We start from the raw sequence: 14,446 nt of genomic DNA on the forward strand, positions 1-14,446 counted from the left end.
CGTCGGTCACCGGTCCACTCCTCCCATCACGGGGTCGATGGACGCGACAGCGACGATCACGTCGGCGACCTGGCCGCCCTCGCACATCGCCGCCACGGCCTGCAGATTGGTGAAGGACGGGTCCCGGAAGTGGACGCGATACGGGCGGGTGCCGCCGTCGCTGACCACATGGGCGCCCAGTTCGCCCTTGGGCGACTCGATCGCCGTGTACGCCTGTCCGGGCGCGACCCGGAATCCCTCGGTCACCAGCTTGAAGTGGTGGATCAGGGCCTCCATCGAGGTGCCCATGATGTTCTTGATGTGGTCCAGGGAGTTGCCGAGGCCGTCCGGGCCGAGCGCGAGCTGCGCGGGCCAGGCGATCTTCTTGTCGGCCACCATCACCGGGCCCGGCTCCAGCCGCTCCAGGCACTGCTCGACGATCCGCAGGGACTGGCGCATCTCCTCCAGCCGGATCAGGAACCGGCCGTAGGCGTCGCAGCTCTCGGCGGTCGGCACCTCGAAGTCGTAGGTGTCATAGCCGCAGTACGGATCGGACTTGCGCAGATCGTGCGGCAGCCCGGTGGCCCGCAGTATCGGACCGGTCACCCCGAGCGCCATGCAGCCCGCGATGTCGAGGTAGCCCACGTCCTGCAGCCGGGCCTTGAAGATCGGGTTCCCGGTGGCGAGCTTGTCGTACTCGGGCAGGTTCTTCCGCATCGTCTTCAGCAGGGCCCGGATCTGGTCGACCGCCCCCGGCGGCAGGTCCTGGGCGAGCCCGCCGGGCCGGATGTACGCGTGGTTCATCCGCAGACCGGTGATCAGCTCGAAGATGTCCAGGATCAGCTCGCGGTCCCGGAAGCCGTAGATCATGATCGTGGTCGCGCCGAGCTCCATACCGCCGGTGGCGATGGCCACCAGGTGCGAGGAGAGCCGGTTGAGCTCCATCAGCAGCACCCGGATCACCGAGGCGCGGTCCGGGACCTGGTCCTCGATGCCGAGCAGCTTCTCGACGCCCAGGCAGTACGCCGCCTCGTTGTAGAAGGGCGTCAGGTAGTCCATGCGCGTCACGAAGGTGGTGCCCTGCGTCCAGTTCCGGAATTCGAGGTTCTTCTCGATTCCGGTGTGCAGATAACCGATTCCGCAGCGGGCCTCGGTGACCGTCTCACCGTCGATCTCCAGGATCAGCCGGAGCACCCCGTGGGTGGAGGGGTGCTGCGGACCCATGTTGACGATGATCCGCTCGTCGTCGGCCTTCGCCGCGGCGGCCACGACCTCGTCCCAGTCGCCGCCGGTGACGGTGTAGACGGTGCCTTCGGTCGTCTCGCGCGCGGAGGCGGAAGGCGTTGCATGGGGGGCAGTCATCAGCTGTACGACCTCCGCTGGTCCGGAGCCGGGATCTGGGCGCCCTTGTACTCGACGGGGATGCCGCCGAGCGGGTAGTCCTTGCGTTGCGGGAAGCCCTGCCAGTCGTCGGGCATCATGATCCGCGTCAGTGCGGGATGACCGTCGAAGATCAGGCCGAAGAAGTCGTAGGTCTCGCGCTCGTGCCAGTCGTTGGTCGGATAGACGTCGACGATCGACGGGATGTGGGGGTCGTCATCCGGAGCGCTCACCTCCAGCCGGATCATCCGGTTGTGGGTGATCGACCGCAGGTGGTAGACGGCGTGCAGCTCGCGGCCCTTGTCGCCGGGGAAGTGGACTCCGCTGACGCCGGTGCACAGCTCGAAGCGGAGCGCCGGGTCGTCGCGCAGGGTCCGGGCGACCCGCGGAAGGTGCTCCCGGGCGATGTGGAAGGTCAGCTCACCGCGGTCCACGACGGTCTTCTCGATCGCGTTCTCCGGGAGCAGCGACTGCTCCTCGAGCGCGCCCTCGAGCTCGTCGGCGACCTCGTCGAACCAGCCCCCGTACGGCCGGGTGGCCTGGCCGGGCAGCCGTACGGGGCGCACCAGCCCGCCGTAGCCGGTGGTGTCGCCGCCGTTGTTGGCTCCGAACATCCCGCGCTGGACGCGGATGGGCTCGCCCTGGTCGCCGCGGCGGCCGGGGAGGTTCTCGGCGTTGAGGTCCTTGTCCGGGTTGACCCCGTTGGATCCATTGGCCTCGGTCAACGCAGAAGCCCCTTCATCTCGATCATCGGCAGCGCCTTCAGCGCCGCTTCCTCCGCCTCGCGGGCCGCACGCTCGCGGTTGACGCCGAGCTTCTCCTCGCGGATCTTCTCGTGCAGCTTGAGGATCGAGTCCATGAGCATCTCGGGCCGCGGCGGGCAGCCGGGCAGGTAGATGTCGACCGGGACGATGTGATCGACGCCCTGCACGATCGCGTAGTTGTTGAACATCCCTCCGGAGGAGGCGCAGACGCCCATGGAGATGACCCACTTCGGGTTCGGCATCTGGTCGTAGACCTGGCGCAGCACCGGGGCCATCTTCTGGCTGACGCGCCCGGCCACGATCATCAGATCGGCCTGGCGGGGCGAGCCGCGGAAGACCTCCATGCCGAAGCGCGCGAGGTCATAGCGCCCCGCGCCGGTGGTCATCATTTCGATGGCGCAACAGGCCAGGCCGAAGGTGGCCGGGAAGACGGAGGACTTACGGGCCAGCCCGGCGGCCTGTTCCACGGTGGTGAGCAGAAACCCACTCGGGAGCTTCTCTTCGATACCCATGCGATGTTTCCCCTATCTCCTCTAGAGCCCCTTTAGTCCCACTCCAGGCCGCCGCGCCGCCAGACATAGCCGTAGGCGACGAAGACCGTGAGCACGAAGAGGAGCATCTCCACGAGCCCGAACAGGCCGAGGGCGTCGAAGGTGACGGCCCAGGGGTAGAGGAAGACGATCTCGATGTCGAAGACGATGAAGAGCATCGCCGTCAGGTAGTACTTGATGGGGAAGCGCCCACCGCCGGCCGGCTGCGGAGTCGGCTCGATGCCGCACTCATAGGCTTCGAGCTTGGCCCGGTTGTAGCGCTTGGGGCCGATGATCGCGGCCATCACAACCGAGAAGATCGCAAAACCTGCCCCGAGGGCTCCCAGTACGAGGATGGGCGCGTATGCGTTCACCGTCCTCGCTCCCTTCAGTCGACGATGACTGTTTGGCGGACCGCACGGACATGCCGTCACCCCACGAAGATCGCGTACATGTGAGGCAGTTCACAAGCCCGTTTCGCCTGCATCCTATGCCCGTCGGTCTGTGATCTGCGACACGGGGTACGACAACGACTTTGTGATCTCCACCACCTGACGAAGGATCATGAAGTCGGATGAGCGGTGATCTTGTACATGAAGCATCCGAACGAACACGAGAAGTGACATTCGAAGACATCGTCACAGGTGAGCGCGTTGCGCTCCTACCAAGACATGGTACATACATGCAAATTTGCTCGGGGCAATGTCAGCTGATATGCGCCTTCCATCCTCATGAGTGACCTTCGTCCCGGGACGAAGGTCCGTCGCCCCGGATCGATCGATCACGGCCTCGCGCACGATCGATCACGGCCTCGCGCGCGATCGCGATCACCGCTCCGCGCACGCGTTCACGAGCGGGTCGGAGCGAGTGAGGTATCCCACGCCCGGACGGGTTGTGGAGCTGGATTTCACGGGAATCCTTGGTATGCGGGCTGCATCGGTGGTAGGTCCCGCGGTGCCCCGGTTTGGCCGCCAAATGCCGTGCGTAGGCACATGATCGCGAATTTCGGGCAAGCCGGCCGAGTGGGCCGCGGAGATCATTTGGCCCGGTTTTTGAGCGTGTGCACGCCAAATGTGGCGCACCCCACTTTTGTTGATCTGGGCCTTAGGGCCCTGGTAGCCAGTGACCTATGTCCCCAGTCGCACACATACCCAGCCACCGGAAGCCCCGCCGTGCCACGTCGACGCGTGCGCTCCGCGCAGGGATGACCGGTGGCTTCCTCACCCTCGCGGTGGCCGGTGCCGCCGTGCCCGCCTCCGCCGCGGAGAACAAAGCCGCTCCCGCCGAGTCCACGCAGGAGATGCCGACCGTCAGCGCCACGCTGGCGAGCACGGCCGCCCAGACCGCGGACGCCACCCAGCAGGCGGCGTCCGACTACGAGCTCCAGGCCCAGAAGGACCAGGCGGCCGCCCACGCGAAGACCGCCGCCAAGAAGGCCAAGGCGGAGGCCGACCGCAAGGCGAAGGAGGCCCGGGAGGCGGCCCGTAAGGCGGCCGCCAAGCGCGCGGCCGAGGCCAAGGCCCAGGCGGCGAAGGCGTCGCGCTCCGCCGAGCGCACCACGCTCTCCACCACCGGCGTCAGCGACGCCACCGGCAATGCCGCGGCCCTGATCAGCTTCCTGAAGGCGCAGCTGGGCAAGGCCTATGTGCTCGGCTCCAGCGGTCCGTCCTCCTACGACTGCTCCGGGCTGACCCAGGCCGCCTTCAAGCAGGTCGGGGTGAGCCTGCCGCGGGTCTCGCAGGACCAGTCCACCGCCGGTACCGCGGTCTCGCTGGACTCCCTGCAGCCGGGCGACCTGCTCTACTGGGGCAGCGCGGGCAGCGCGTACCACGTCGGCGTCTACGTCGGCGGCGGAAAGTTCATCGGCGCCCAGAACTCGAGCACCGGGATCGTCGAGCGCCCGCTGGACTACGACATGCCCACCGGGGCCGTGCGCGTCCTGTAGGACGCCCGCCCGTCACTTTGGTCACGTTGGGATCCCCGGGGCCGCCGTTCCCGCCGTGGACGGCGGCCTCACGTCCTTCCTTCTTCCTTCCCCGCTGCGCTGATTCGCTGCGGCGCTACTGCGCCGCGGGCGCTGCGGCACTGCGGGCGCTACTGCGCTGCGGGCGCTACTGCGCGTAGACCTTCTCCAGGAACTCGCCGAGGAGGTCGTCGCTGAGGTGGTGGGCCAGATCCGCCTCGGAGATCATTCCGACCAGCCGCTTGTCCTGGTCGATCACCGGAAGCCTGCGGATCTTGTGCTCCTCCATCTCCCGCAGGACGTCCCTGACATCGGCCTCCGCGGGGATCCAGCGCGGGGTGCCCTTGGTGAGCGCCCCGACGGGGGTCCCCGAGGGGTCGGCGCTCTCCGCGATGCATCCCACGACGATGTCGCGGTCGGTCACGATGCCGCACAGCCGCTCGTTGGCGTCGCTGACCGGCAGGGCCCCCACGCCCAACTCCCGCATCAGCTGAGAGGCGCGCAGCACCGTCTCGTGCTCCGATACCCACTGCGCACCCGGGTGCATGATGTCCGCTGCCTTCGTCATGGTGTACCTCCTGCCAGGCCCACCGGCGGTGGATCCGGCCCCGTGGGCCCCATCGGTCCGGCGTCGCCGCGGCTGGCGCACACGGCGCCCCCTGCCTTCATTGTCACCACCGGCGCACGGCGGCGTCATGTCGAGCCCGGCGGCGGCTGTCGGTGGCCGGTGCCAGACTGAGTAACGAGGCAGTCCCGTACAGAACGGGGCAATCTCCGGCAGACGTCTTCCGTAGTCTTCCGTGCCCCCCGCGTCTTCGCGCCGACCGTCGAAGGAGCGCCCCATGCTCACCACCGATTACGTTCCCGGCGCCCCCAACTGGCTCGATCTGGGCGCCCCCGACACCGAAGCGGCCGTGGCCTTCTACGGCTCGCTGCTGGGCTGGCGCTTCGAGTCGGCGGGCCCCGAAGCGGGCGGGTACGGCTTCTTCACCCTGGACCGCAGGACCGTCGCGGCCGTCGGGCCGCTCACCGAGGAGGGCTCGCGCTCCGCCTGGACGCCGTACTTCCACACGCCCGACGCCGAGGCGACCGCGAAGACCGTCGAGCAGGCGGGCGGCACGGTGCGGCTCGCTCCGTTCGACGTCTTCGAGGAAGGCCGGATGGCCCAGTTCACCGACCCCGGCGGCGCCCGTTTCGCCGTCTGGCAGCCCGGCAGGACGGCGGGGCTGGACGCGGTCACCGACCCCGGCACGCTGTGCTGGACCGAGCTGCACTCCCCCGATCCCGCGAAGGATCTCGCCTTCTACCGCAAGATCTTCGGCTGGGACACCGAGGAGATGTCCTTCCCCGGAGGGTCGTACACGGTGCTGATGACGTCGGGCGCCGGCCGGGAGGGCTCCTTCGGCGGCGTCGCCCAGCTCCAGGAGGGGCATTCGACACCGCCGCAGTGGCTGCCGTACTTCGAGGTGACGGACTGCGACGCGGTGGTGACCCGGGGGCAGGACCTGGGCGGTTCGGTGTTGATGCCCGCCATGTCGGCCGAGGGGATCGGCCGGATGGCCTGGCTCGCGGATGCGGGCCGGGCGCCGTTCGGCGTCATAGCGAGCGGCGGGCCCGGAGCGTAGGCGCTCCGCTGGGAGTGCCGTCGTCATGCGTCCGGAAGTGCCGCGACGCGTTGTCCGGGCGGCTGCCGCGCCGTTGTGTGGCTGGGCGCGCGGTTCCCCGCGCCCCTTCGGGGCGCCGTCGTGGCCGGGCGCTCCGCGCCCCTTCGGGGCGCTGGTGTCAGGCGCGGGGGGCGACCTTGGTGAGGCCGTTGATGATGCGGTCCATCGCGTCGCCGCCCGTCGGATCGGTCAGGTTCGCCAGCAGCTTGAGCGTGAACCGCATCAGCATCGGATGCGTCAGCCCGCGCTGTGCCGCCAGCTTCATCACCTTCGGATTGCCGATCAGCTTCACGAACGCCCGGCCCAGCGTGTAGTAGCCGCCGTAGGTGTCCTTGAGGACCTTCGGGTAGCGCTGCAGGGCCAGTTCGCGCTGGGCCGCGGTGGCGCGGGCATGGGCCTGGACGATCACGTCCGCGGCGATCTGCCCGGATTCCATCGCATAGGCGATGCCCTCGCCGTTGAACGGGTTGACCATGCCGCCCGCGTCCCCGACGAGCAGCAGCCCGCGGGTGTAGTGCGGCTGGCGGTTGAAGGCCATGGGGAGCGCGGCGCCACGGATCGGGCCGGTCATGTTCTCCGGGGTGTAGCCCCAGTCCTCCGGCATCGAGGCGCACCACGCCTTGAGGACCTCGCGCCAGTCGAGCTCCTTGAAGGAGGACGAGGTGTTGAGGACGCCCAGGCCCACATTGCTCGTGCCGTCGCCCATGCCGAAGATCCAGCCGTAGCCGGGCAGCAGCCGGTCCTCCGCACCGCGCCGGTCCCACAACTCCAGCCAGGACTCCAGGTAGTCGTCGTCATGGCGGGGCGAGGTGAAGTACGTCCTGACGGCCACGCCCATCGGGCGGTCCTCGCGCCGGTGCAGCCCCATGGCGAGCGAGAGCCGGGTGGAGTTGCCGTCGGCGGCGACCACCAGGGGCGCGTGGAAGGTGACGGGCGTCTTCTCCTCGCCCAGCCTGGCCTCGACGCCGGTGATACGGCCGGTGCGCCCGTCGGTGACCGGGGCGCCCACGTTGCAGCGCTCGTACAGCCTCGCCCCGGCCTTCTGCGCCTGCCGCGCCAGCTGCTCGTCGAAGTCGTCGCGCTTACGGACCAGTCCGTAGTCGGGGTACGCGGCCAGCTCCGGCCAGTCGAGCTGCAGCCGCACCCCACCGGCGAGGATCCGCAGGCCCCGGTTGCGCAGCCAGCCCGCCTCCTCGGAGATGTCGATGCCCATGGACACGAGCTGCTTGGTGGCGCGCGGGGTCAGGCCGTCACCGCACACCTTCTCGCGCGGAAAGGCCGTCTTCTCCAGCAGCAGTACGTCCAGCCCCGCCTTGGCGAGGTAGTACGCGGTGGTGGACCCGGCCGGTCCGGCGCCGACGACGATCACATCGGCGCTGCGCTCCGAGATCCCGGAGGACGCGCTCTCGGTGGGTGCGGTCTCGCTCACGCGGGGTCTCCCCAAGCCTCGGTAACGGCGTGCCGGTCGCGCCGGGCACTGGACGGCTGCAGCCTCTGGACAGCTGCAGTCTATGGGTGGCCACGCCCGGGCATTCGCGAAGGGCCGTCCCGCGGTCCTTCGCCGCGGACCGTCCCCGTCCGGATCCCGGCCGCCTTACGGCTCGTATGGCCGCCTTACGGCTTGTACGGCCTTACGGCTTGTACGCCCGGTGGAGGGCCACCACGCCGCCGGTGAGGTTCCGCCAGGCCGGGCGCTCCCAGCCCGCCGACCGCAGCCGGGCGGCGAGGCCGGGCTGGTCCGGCCAGGCGCGGATGGACTCGGCGAGGTAGACATACGCGTCAGGGTTGCTGCTGACAGAGGTCGCGATCGGCGGCAGCGCGCGCATCAGATACTCGGTGTAGACCGTGCGGAACGGCTGCCATGTGGGGTGGCTGAACTCGCAGATGACGATCCGTCCGCCGGGCCGGGTCACCCGCAGCATCTCGCCCAGCGCCCCCTTCGTGTCCTGGACGTTCCGCAGCCCGAAGGAGATGGTGACGGCGTCGAAGACCCCGTCCGCGAACGGCAGCCGGGTCGCGTCGCCCGCCGTCAGCGGCAGCGCCGGATGGCGCTTCTTGCCCTCGCGGAGCATCCCGAGCGAGAAGTCGCACGGCACCACGTACGCGCCCGCCTCCCGGAACGGCAGCGAGGACGTCCCCGTACCGGCGGCGAGGTCGAGCACCCGCTCCCCGGTGCGCGCGTCCACGGCCCGGGCCACGGCCTTGCGCCACAGCCGGGCCTGCCCGAGCGACAGCACATCGTTGGTGAGGTCGTATTTGGCCGCCACGTCGTCGAACATGGCGGCGACTTCGTGCGGCTGCTTGTCCAGGGATGCTCGGCTCACGCCCCCATTGTTCACCCCGCGCGCCCAGCGCTCCCGCCCGGGGCCCGGCGTGGCTCAGCGGCGCCGGTGCACCAGCCGTCCGGCCGCCACCGTGGCCAGGCACTCCCCGTCCGCGTCGAAGACGGCCAGGTCGGCGCGGCCCGCCGGGGCGAGGGCGGGCGGGCGCGGCCGGTCCAGGACGGCGATGCCGCCCCGGTGGGCGGCGGCGCGCAGCTCGGCGTCGCCGAGGTGGTGGGCGAGGACGGCGGTCGCGCCCCGCCGCAGCAGGGCGTGGATCCGCTCCCGCGGGCTGGGCGCGTCCGGCACCGGGCCCTCGTGGAGCAGGGCCGGACCGAGCTCCCCGGGCCACTCCCGCACCCGGGCCCGCGGATAGGCCGCCCGCAGCTCCTCCAGGGAGCCGATGGCCGCAATATGGTCGCCGTCGACCGCGACGGCGGCGTCGTGCAGCGGCGCCGCGTCGCCGGGGGTGACCCGTACGACGGGCGCCGCGTGGAGCGTGAGCATCAGGACGCCCGGATCACCGTCAGCTCGGGGTGGGCCGTGCCACCCTCGATCGCCGTCGAGGACAGGTGCGAGACGACGTGGTCGTCGACCGGGTCGTTCGCCGGGTCGTCGTGCACCACGAGGTGTTCGTACGTCGTCGCGCGCTGCGCCGGGACCCGCCCGGCCGCGCGGATGAGGTGGAGCAGTTCCATCCGGTTGGACCGGTGGCGGGCGCCCGCCGAGGAGACCACGTTCTCCTCCAGCATCACCGAGCCGAGGTCGTCCGCCCCGTAGTGCAGGGACAGCTGGCCGGCCTCCTTGCCGACGGTCAGCCAGGAGCCCTGGATGTGCGCCACGTTGTCGAGGAACAGCCGGGCGATGGCGATCATCCGCAGGTACTCGAAGACGGTGGCCTGCGTACGGCCCTTCAGATGGTTGTTCTCGGGCTGGTAGGTGTACGGGATAAAGGCGCGGAAGCCGCCCGTCCGGTCCTGTACGTCCCGGATCATGCGAAGGTGCTCGATCCGCTCCGCGTTGGTCTCGCCGGTGCCCATCAGCATGGTGGAGGTGGACTCCACCCCGAGGTTATGGGCGATCTCCATGATCTCCAGCCAGCGCTCGCCGGACTCCTTCAGCGGCGCGATGGCCTTGCGCGGCCGCGCGGGCAGCAGCTCGGCGCCCGCGCCGGCGAAGGAGTCGAGACCGGCCGCGTGGATGCGGCGGATGGCCTCCTCGGCCGGGACGCCGGAGATCCGTGCCATGTGCTCGACCTCGGACGCCCCCAGCGAGTGGATCACCAGCTGCGGGAACGCCCGCTTGATGGCCGAGAAGTGCTTCTCGTAGTACTCCACCCCGTAGTCCGGGTGGTGGCCGCCCTGGAACATGATCTGCGTGCCGCCCAGTTGCACGGTCTCCGCGCAGCGCCGCAGGATGTCGTCGAGGTCGCGGGTCCAGCCCTTCGCGGTGTCCTTCGGCGGGGCGTAGAAGGCGCAGAACTTGCACGCCGTCACGCAGACGTTGGTGTAGTTGATGTTCCGTTCGATGATGTACGTCGCGATGTGCTCGGTGCCCGCGTAACGGCGGCGCCGGACGGCATCGGCCGCGGCCCCCAGCGCGTGCAGGGGGGCCGAGCGGTAAAGGTCAAGCGCCTCTTGTGGGGTGATCCGGGCCCCGTCGGCGGCGCGGTCGAGGACTGCCTGCACCTCTGCGTGTGCGGTCACCGGGGCGTACCTTTCGGAGGTTTATGGGTGGACCGACTCAGACTACGTCAGGGCCCGTACGCCGCTACGAGCGCGTGTCAGGCACGTCTGCGACCACCCGCACCCGCCGTGGCCGCGGCCCCGCCGCCGCATCCGTCGCTCCGCCCTCGCTCCGCGCTCATTTGAGCTTGCGGAGGGTGCCCGTGGGATCTCCCGCCTGTTCGTCCTTCGCCTGGTAGCTGATCGTTCCGTCGGAGCTGAGGGTGAACTGCTCTTCCGTCGACGCGTCACTGCACCCCTGCTGGGGCTCGGAGCCCTTGAGGCGCGCGTCGAGGTGGAGTTGTTTCGGGGCCGCGGAGACCAGCTTCCAGGTGCTGTCGCAGCGCAGCACCGACAGCTTGACCCGGCCGCTGGCGACGTCCTGCCCGGTGTGCCCCTGCCGGAAGGTGATGGTCAGGGTGCCCACCGGGACGCCCGAGTCGGAGGTCAGATCGCCCTGCCAGGTGCCGATGAACCCCTTGGGCACCTCGCCCTTCTGGTCTCCGGTGCCCGGCTCCGTGCCCCCGCTACCCGGCTCCTGATCCCTGGCGGACGGACGGGGGCTCCCGGCGCTCTGGCCGGGACCGTCGTCGGAGCCGCCGGGAAGCACCTGGAAGAGCACGGCGGCGGTGGTCGCGGCGGCCAGCGCGCCGGCGACGGACAGCACCAGCGTGCAGCTCAGCGCCTTGGGGCGCTTCTTACCGCCGACGGCGGCGGAGAGCGAGACGCTGCGGCCGCCGCCCGGCTTCGACGGCGGCGGGCCCGGGAGTTGGTGGGCGGCGGGCCGGTCCTCCCCGTGCGGCCCCCCGGCGTACGACGGGTCGGGCGGGCCGAAGGCGCCCAGCAGGGGCGCGGCCTGGCCTGGCCCCGGGGCCGGGGTGGGCGGCGGGGTCGGACGGTCCTCGGCGGAGGGCCCGGCGTCGGAGGGCCCGGCCGGGTGCGACTCCGTGACGGACGGCCCGGCGTCGGACCGCTCGGCCTGGGACCGCCCCGCGTCGGACCGCCCGGCGTCGTACGGCTCGGTGTCGTACGACTCGCGCGCGGCCGGCGGGGCGATGGCCTCCGCCTCCAGGTCGAGCAGTTCCACCACCTGTCGGCTCACCCGCTCGACCAGCGCCCCCGGCAGCCAGCCCGGCCGCGCCAGCCCCGAGGCGCCGTCCTCCGGGGCGAGGCGCCGCACGATCTGCTCGGGGGTCGGGCGGTCGGCCGGGTTCTTGGCGAGGCACGCGGCGACCAGATCGCGCAGTTCCCCGGTCAGCTCGCGGCCGAACCGGGGCTCGTCGTGCACCACCTTGTACAGCAGCGCGGCCGAGGTGTCGCCCGGGAACGGCGGCTCACCGGTCGCCGCGTACGCCAGCACCGCGCCCAGCGAGAAGACATCGGCCGCGCCCTCGACGTTCTCGCCCAGGATCTGTTCGGGCGCCATATAGCCGGGCGAGCCGATGGAGGCGCCGGTCGAGGTCAGCGACACCGTGCCCTCGGTGGCCCGGGCGATGCCGAAGTCGATCAGCCGTGGACCGTCGAGCGCGAGCAGCACGTTGGACGGCTTGACGTCGCGGTGGACCAGGCCGAGGGCGTGCACCGCGGTCAGTGCCTCGGCGAGCCCGGCGCCCAGGGCCCGCACCGACGGCTCGGGCAGCGGCCCCTCGTCGGACACGGCCTGGTTGAGCGGAGGGCCCGCCACATAGCCGGTGGCCACCCACGGAATACGTGCTTCCGGGTCGGCGTCCAGAACCGGCGCGGTGAAGGCGCCGCCGACCCGGCGCGCGGCGTCCACCTCGCGCCGGAAACGGGCGCGAAACTCCTCGTCCAGCGCGAAATGGGCGTGCACGACCTTCACCGCGACCGTGCGCCCGCCCGCGCTGCGGCCCACATAGACCCTGCCCATACCGCCAGAACCGAGCCGACCGAGCAGCCGGTAGGCGCCGATGACCTGCGGATCGTCCGCTCCCAGCGGATCCATCGCGTTGCCTCCCCCTCCGTGCGCCGGTCCAGCTTAGGGGGTGTTCCTGTCATCCACCGCGGGTCGTGCGGCCGGAAAGGTCAGCTCAGCAGCTCGACCCGGACGTCCTCGGGGTATCCGGTCGTCGCCCCCGTACGGCGGGCGAACTCGGCGATGCCCTCCAACTGCGCCTGGCCGAGGCTGAAGTCGAGGGTGGTGAAGTAGCGCTCGAGCACCGACACCTCGAGCTGCTCCCAGCGCGCCGCCTGCTCGGCGACCTTGCCGACCTCCTCCAGGGAGAGGTTCCGCGAGGACAGGAACGCCTCGTGGACCTGCCGGACGATCTCCGGCTCCCGCTCCAGGTACTCGCGGCGGGCGGCCCACACCGCGAAGACGAAGGGCAGCCCGGTCCACTCCTTCCACATCTGGCCCAGATCGTGGACCCGCAGGCCCAGCCGGGGCGCGTCATGGAGGTTGGCCCGCAGCGCGGCGTCGCCGATCAGCACCGCCGCCTCGGCCTCCTGCATCATCAGGCTGAGGTCGGGCGGGCAGGTGTAGTAGTCCGGGGCGAGTCCGTACCGCTCGGCGAGCAGCAGTTGGGCCAGGCGTACGGAGGTGCGCGAGGCGGAACCGAGTGCGACGCGCGCCCCGTCCAGCTGCTCCAGCGGCAGCTGCGAGACGATCACGCAGGACATGACGGGCCCGTCGCAGCCCACCGCGATGTCGGGGAGCGCGACGAGATCGTCGGCGTTGCGCAGGTACTCCACCAGGCTGATCGGGCCGATGTCGAGATCGCCACGGACCAGCAGGTCGTTCAGGGCGTCGGGAGACGCCTTGGTGAGGTCGAAATCCAGGAGGGATCCGGTCCTGGCGAGGCCCCAGTACAACGGCATGCAATTCAGGTACTGGATGTGGCCCACTTTTGGCCGACTCAGCCGATGAGCGCCGGGCGATCTGAGGGTTTCAGAGGCGTCCTGTGTACTCCGCGAGGGGGAACTCGGTGAATTGTCCACGTCTCGGAGGCTAGCCCCGCTCGCCCCGGGTAACGGCGGCGGGGTGCTCCGGTAGCCTTGTGCTGACTGACCCGTAACCGCTCGACCTGCGATCTTATCCATGTCTGAGGCCCGGGAAACCCCTCGTTTTCGTGATCTTCGGCTCTTTCCTCGCGCACACGGAGCGTGCTAGGCTCGCCGCAAGTTGCAGTTTGGTTTCCTTGCAGTACAGAGCCTGCGGAGCATGTAACCGCAGGCTTTTGTAGTTTTCAGACTTCTTGCAGGTTCTGGAGCAGGGCAACCCTTTGGCCCAAGGAGGGCTTATGGCTACCGGAACCGTCAAGTGGTTCAACGCCGAGAAGGGCTTCGGCTTCATCGCCCAGGACGGCGGCGGCCCCGATGTCTTCGTTCACTACTCCGCGATCAATGCGACCGGCTTCCGTTCTCTCGAGGAGAACCAGGCCGTGACCTTCGACGTCACTCAGGGCCCGAAGGGTCCGCAGGCGGAGAACGTCAGCGCCGTCTGATCACAGCAGCACGCACCACCCAAGGAGCCCTGCTCCCCGCCTGGCGGGGGGCGGGGCTCCTGCCTTTTGGGGCCGCACGGCCCGCGCTCCTTCGGACCCCGCCCCGCGGGGGGTCAGTCCTCCAGCAGCCGGAAGTCGGCGAAGTCGAAGCCCGGGGAGACCACACAGCTCACCAGGGCCTCCTCGTCCGCCTCCGGACGGGCCGCCTGCCAGACGCCCGGCGGGATGACGACCTGGGGGCGCTGGCCGGAGGCGACATCGGGGCCCAAAAGCACCTCCGTGGGGGCCGCTTCCGGGGCGTCGCCCGTACCGCCCAGCCGGAGCCGCAGCGGGCCACCGCTGTGCCACAGCCACAGCTCGGCCGAGCGCACCACATGCCAGCGGGACTCCTCACCGGGAGTCAGCAGGAAGTAGATCGCCGTGGCGGTCGCGCGTTCGCCGTCGTACCCCGGCGGCCGCACCGTGACATCGCTGCGCCAGGTCTCCCGGTACCAGCCGCCCTCCGGATGGGGCTCGAGACCGAGCCATTCGGCCGTCGCGGGCCGTCGGGTCGTGGCCATGTCGCTCCCCGCTCTCACACGTCCGGTTGAGGCCCGTCGAGGATAGCCCGTCGGGATCTCGCGCCCTCCTCAAGGCGTTCACACCACCCCTGAAGCGCTC

Annotated in this window: 15 protein-coding genes; 3 read left to right on the forward strand and 12 right to left on the reverse strand. The window is 70.4% G+C overall.

What is annotated here, in order from left to right; translation table 11 throughout:
• Positions 1 to 6: 6 nt before the first annotated feature.
• The 4 genes from VT50_RS04575 to VT50_RS04590 are packed head-to-tail and all read right to left on the reverse strand — an operon-like array spanning position 7 to position 3,027.
• Complete coding sequence (locus VT50_RS04575; protein ID WP_046084229.1) at positions 7 to 1,341, reverse strand: NADH-quinone oxidoreductase subunit D; 1,335 nt, start codon at positions 1,339 to 1,341, stop codon at positions 7 to 9.
• Positions 1,341 to 2,084, reverse strand: coding sequence for an NADH-quinone oxidoreductase subunit C (locus tag VT50_RS04580; protein ID WP_046084230.1), 744 nt, complete (start codon positions 2,082 to 2,084; stop codon positions 1,341 to 1,343). The genes VT50_RS04575 and VT50_RS04580 overlap by 1 nt, the downstream gene beginning before the upstream one ends.
• Complete coding sequence (locus VT50_RS04585; RefSeq protein ID WP_020869380.1) at positions 2,081 to 2,635, reverse strand: NuoB/complex I 20 kDa subunit family protein; 555 nt, start codon at positions 2,633 to 2,635, stop codon at positions 2,081 to 2,083. Before VT50_RS04585 ends, VT50_RS04580 begins: the two co-directional genes overlap by 4 nt.
• Before the next feature lie 32 nt (positions 2,636 to 2,667).
• Positions 2,668 to 3,027: an NADH-quinone oxidoreductase subunit A gene (locus VT50_RS04590; protein ID WP_046084231.1), complete on the reverse strand. Its 360-nt coding sequence runs from the start codon at positions 3,025 to 3,027 to the stop codon at positions 2,668 to 2,670.
• 755 nt (positions 3,028 to 3,782) lie between these two features.
• On the opposite strand from VT50_RS04590, the gene VT50_RS04595 reads away from it, so the two are divergent.
• A complete protein-coding gene (locus VT50_RS04595) occupies positions 3,783 to 4,598 on the forward strand; it encodes a C40 family peptidase (protein WP_046084232.1) in 816 nt (271 codons plus the stop codon).
• Positions 4,599 to 4,764: 166 nt separating this feature from the next.
• Here VT50_RS04595 and VT50_RS04600 read toward each other — a convergent pair whose 3' ends face one another.
• A complete protein-coding gene (locus VT50_RS04600; protein ID WP_046084233.1) occupies positions 4,765 to 5,184 on the reverse strand; it encodes a CBS domain-containing protein in 420 nt (139 codons plus the stop codon).
• Positions 5,185 to 5,458: 274 nt separating this feature from the next.
• Here VT50_RS04600 and VT50_RS04605 point away from each other — a divergent pair, with 274 nt between their 5' ends.
• Positions 5,459 to 6,241 (forward strand): VOC family protein, encoded by a 783-nt coding sequence (locus tag VT50_RS04605; protein ID WP_046084234.1) that lies wholly within the window; start codon positions 5,459 to 5,461, stop codon positions 6,239 to 6,241.
• Positions 6,242 to 6,398: 157 nt separating this feature from the next.
• On the opposite strand, the gene VT50_RS04610 is transcribed toward VT50_RS04605, so the two are convergent.
• From VT50_RS04610 to VT50_RS04635, 6 genes are all read right to left on the reverse strand, one after another.
• The gene (locus VT50_RS04610) at positions 6,399 to 7,709 is read right to left on the reverse strand and encodes a geranylgeranyl reductase family protein (protein ID WP_240529038.1); all 1,311 of its coding nucleotides are present in this window, start codon (positions 7,707 to 7,709) and stop codon (positions 6,399 to 6,401) included.
• A 202-nt stretch (positions 7,710 to 7,911) separates the two neighbouring features.
• On the reverse strand, positions 7,912 to 8,604 hold the full coding sequence (locus tag VT50_RS04615) for a demethylmenaquinone methyltransferase (protein ID WP_046084235.1): 693 nt from the start codon (positions 8,602 to 8,604) through the stop codon (positions 7,912 to 7,914).
• Positions 8,605 to 8,658: 54 nt separating this feature from the next.
• Complete coding sequence (locus VT50_RS04620) at positions 8,659 to 9,108, reverse strand: imidazolonepropionase-like domain-containing protein (protein WP_046084236.1); 450 nt, start codon at positions 9,106 to 9,108, stop codon at positions 8,659 to 8,661.
• A complete protein-coding gene (mqnC, locus tag VT50_RS04625; protein ID WP_046084237.1) occupies positions 9,108 to 10,307 on the reverse strand; it encodes a cyclic dehypoxanthinyl futalosine synthase in 1,200 nt (399 codons plus the stop codon). The genes VT50_RS04620 and mqnC overlap by 1 nt, the downstream gene beginning before the upstream one ends.
• A gap of 157 nt (positions 10,308 to 10,464) precedes the next feature.
• On the reverse strand, positions 10,465 to 12,288 hold the full coding sequence (locus VT50_RS04630; RefSeq protein ID WP_046084238.1) for a serine/threonine-protein kinase: 1,824 nt from the start codon (positions 12,286 to 12,288) through the stop codon (positions 10,465 to 10,467).
• An 80-nt stretch (positions 12,289 to 12,368) separates the two neighbouring features.
• Positions 12,369 to 13,280 carry a menaquinone biosynthetic enzyme MqnA/MqnD family protein gene (locus VT50_RS04635; RefSeq protein WP_046084239.1) on the reverse strand — a complete coding sequence of 304 codons (912 nt, stop codon included), beginning with the start codon at positions 13,278 to 13,280 and terminating at the stop codon, positions 12,369 to 12,371.
• A 302-nt stretch (positions 13,281 to 13,582) separates the two neighbouring features.
• Here VT50_RS04635 and VT50_RS04640 point away from each other — a divergent pair, with 302 nt between their 5' ends.
• Positions 13,583 to 13,786 (forward strand): cold-shock protein, encoded by a 204-nt coding sequence (locus tag VT50_RS04640; protein WP_030834854.1) that lies wholly within the window; start codon positions 13,583 to 13,585, stop codon positions 13,784 to 13,786.
• Positions 13,787 to 13,899: 113 nt separating this feature from the next.
• Here the strand turns inward: VT50_RS04640 and VT50_RS04645 are convergent, their stop codons facing one another.
• Complete coding sequence (locus VT50_RS04645; protein ID WP_046084240.1) at positions 13,900 to 14,346, reverse strand: cupin domain-containing protein; 447 nt, start codon at positions 14,344 to 14,346, stop codon at positions 13,900 to 13,902.
• Positions 14,347 to 14,446 lie beyond the last annotated feature (100 nt).

Origin of the sequence: Streptomyces antioxidans (assembly GCF_000968685.2) — a bacterium.
In the GTDB taxonomy this organism is placed as follows: Bacteria; Actinomycetota; Actinomycetes; order Streptomycetales; family Streptomycetaceae; genus Streptomyces; species Streptomyces antioxidans.

Excerpts from the sequence above, each read along its gene's own strand:
- VT50_RS04645 (WP_046084240.1), bottom strand. The coding sequence starts at position 14,346 with ATGGCCACGACCCGACGGCCCGCGACGGCCGAATGGCTCGGTCTCGAG.
- VT50_RS04640 (WP_030834854.1), top strand. The coding sequence starts at position 13,583 with ATGGCTACCGGAACCGTCAAGTGGTTCAACGCCGAGAAGGGCTTCGGC.
- VT50_RS04575 (WP_046084229.1), bottom strand. The coding sequence starts at position 1,341 with ATGACTGCCCCCCATGCAACGCCTTCCGCCTCCGCGCGCGAGACGACC.
- VT50_RS04630 (WP_046084238.1), bottom strand. The coding sequence starts at position 12,288 with ATGGATCCGCTGGGAGCGGACGATCCGCAGGTCATCGGCGCCTACCGG.
- VT50_RS04595 (WP_046084232.1), top strand. The coding sequence starts at position 3,783 with ATGTCCCCAGTCGCACACATACCCAGCCACCGGAAGCCCCGCCGTGCC.
- VT50_RS04585 (WP_020869380.1), bottom strand. The coding sequence starts at position 2,635 with ATGGGTATCGAAGAGAAGCTCCCGAGTGGGTTTCTGCTCACCACCGTG.
- VT50_RS04620 (WP_046084236.1), bottom strand. The coding sequence starts at position 9,108 with ATGCTCACGCTCCACGCGGCGCCCGTCGTACGGGTCACCCCCGGCGAC.
- VT50_RS04605 (WP_046084234.1), top strand. The coding sequence starts at position 5,459 with ATGCTCACCACCGATTACGTTCCCGGCGCCCCCAACTGGCTCGATCTG.
- VT50_RS04600 (WP_046084233.1), bottom strand. The coding sequence starts at position 5,184 with ATGACGAAGGCAGCGGACATCATGCACCCGGGTGCGCAGTGGGTATCG.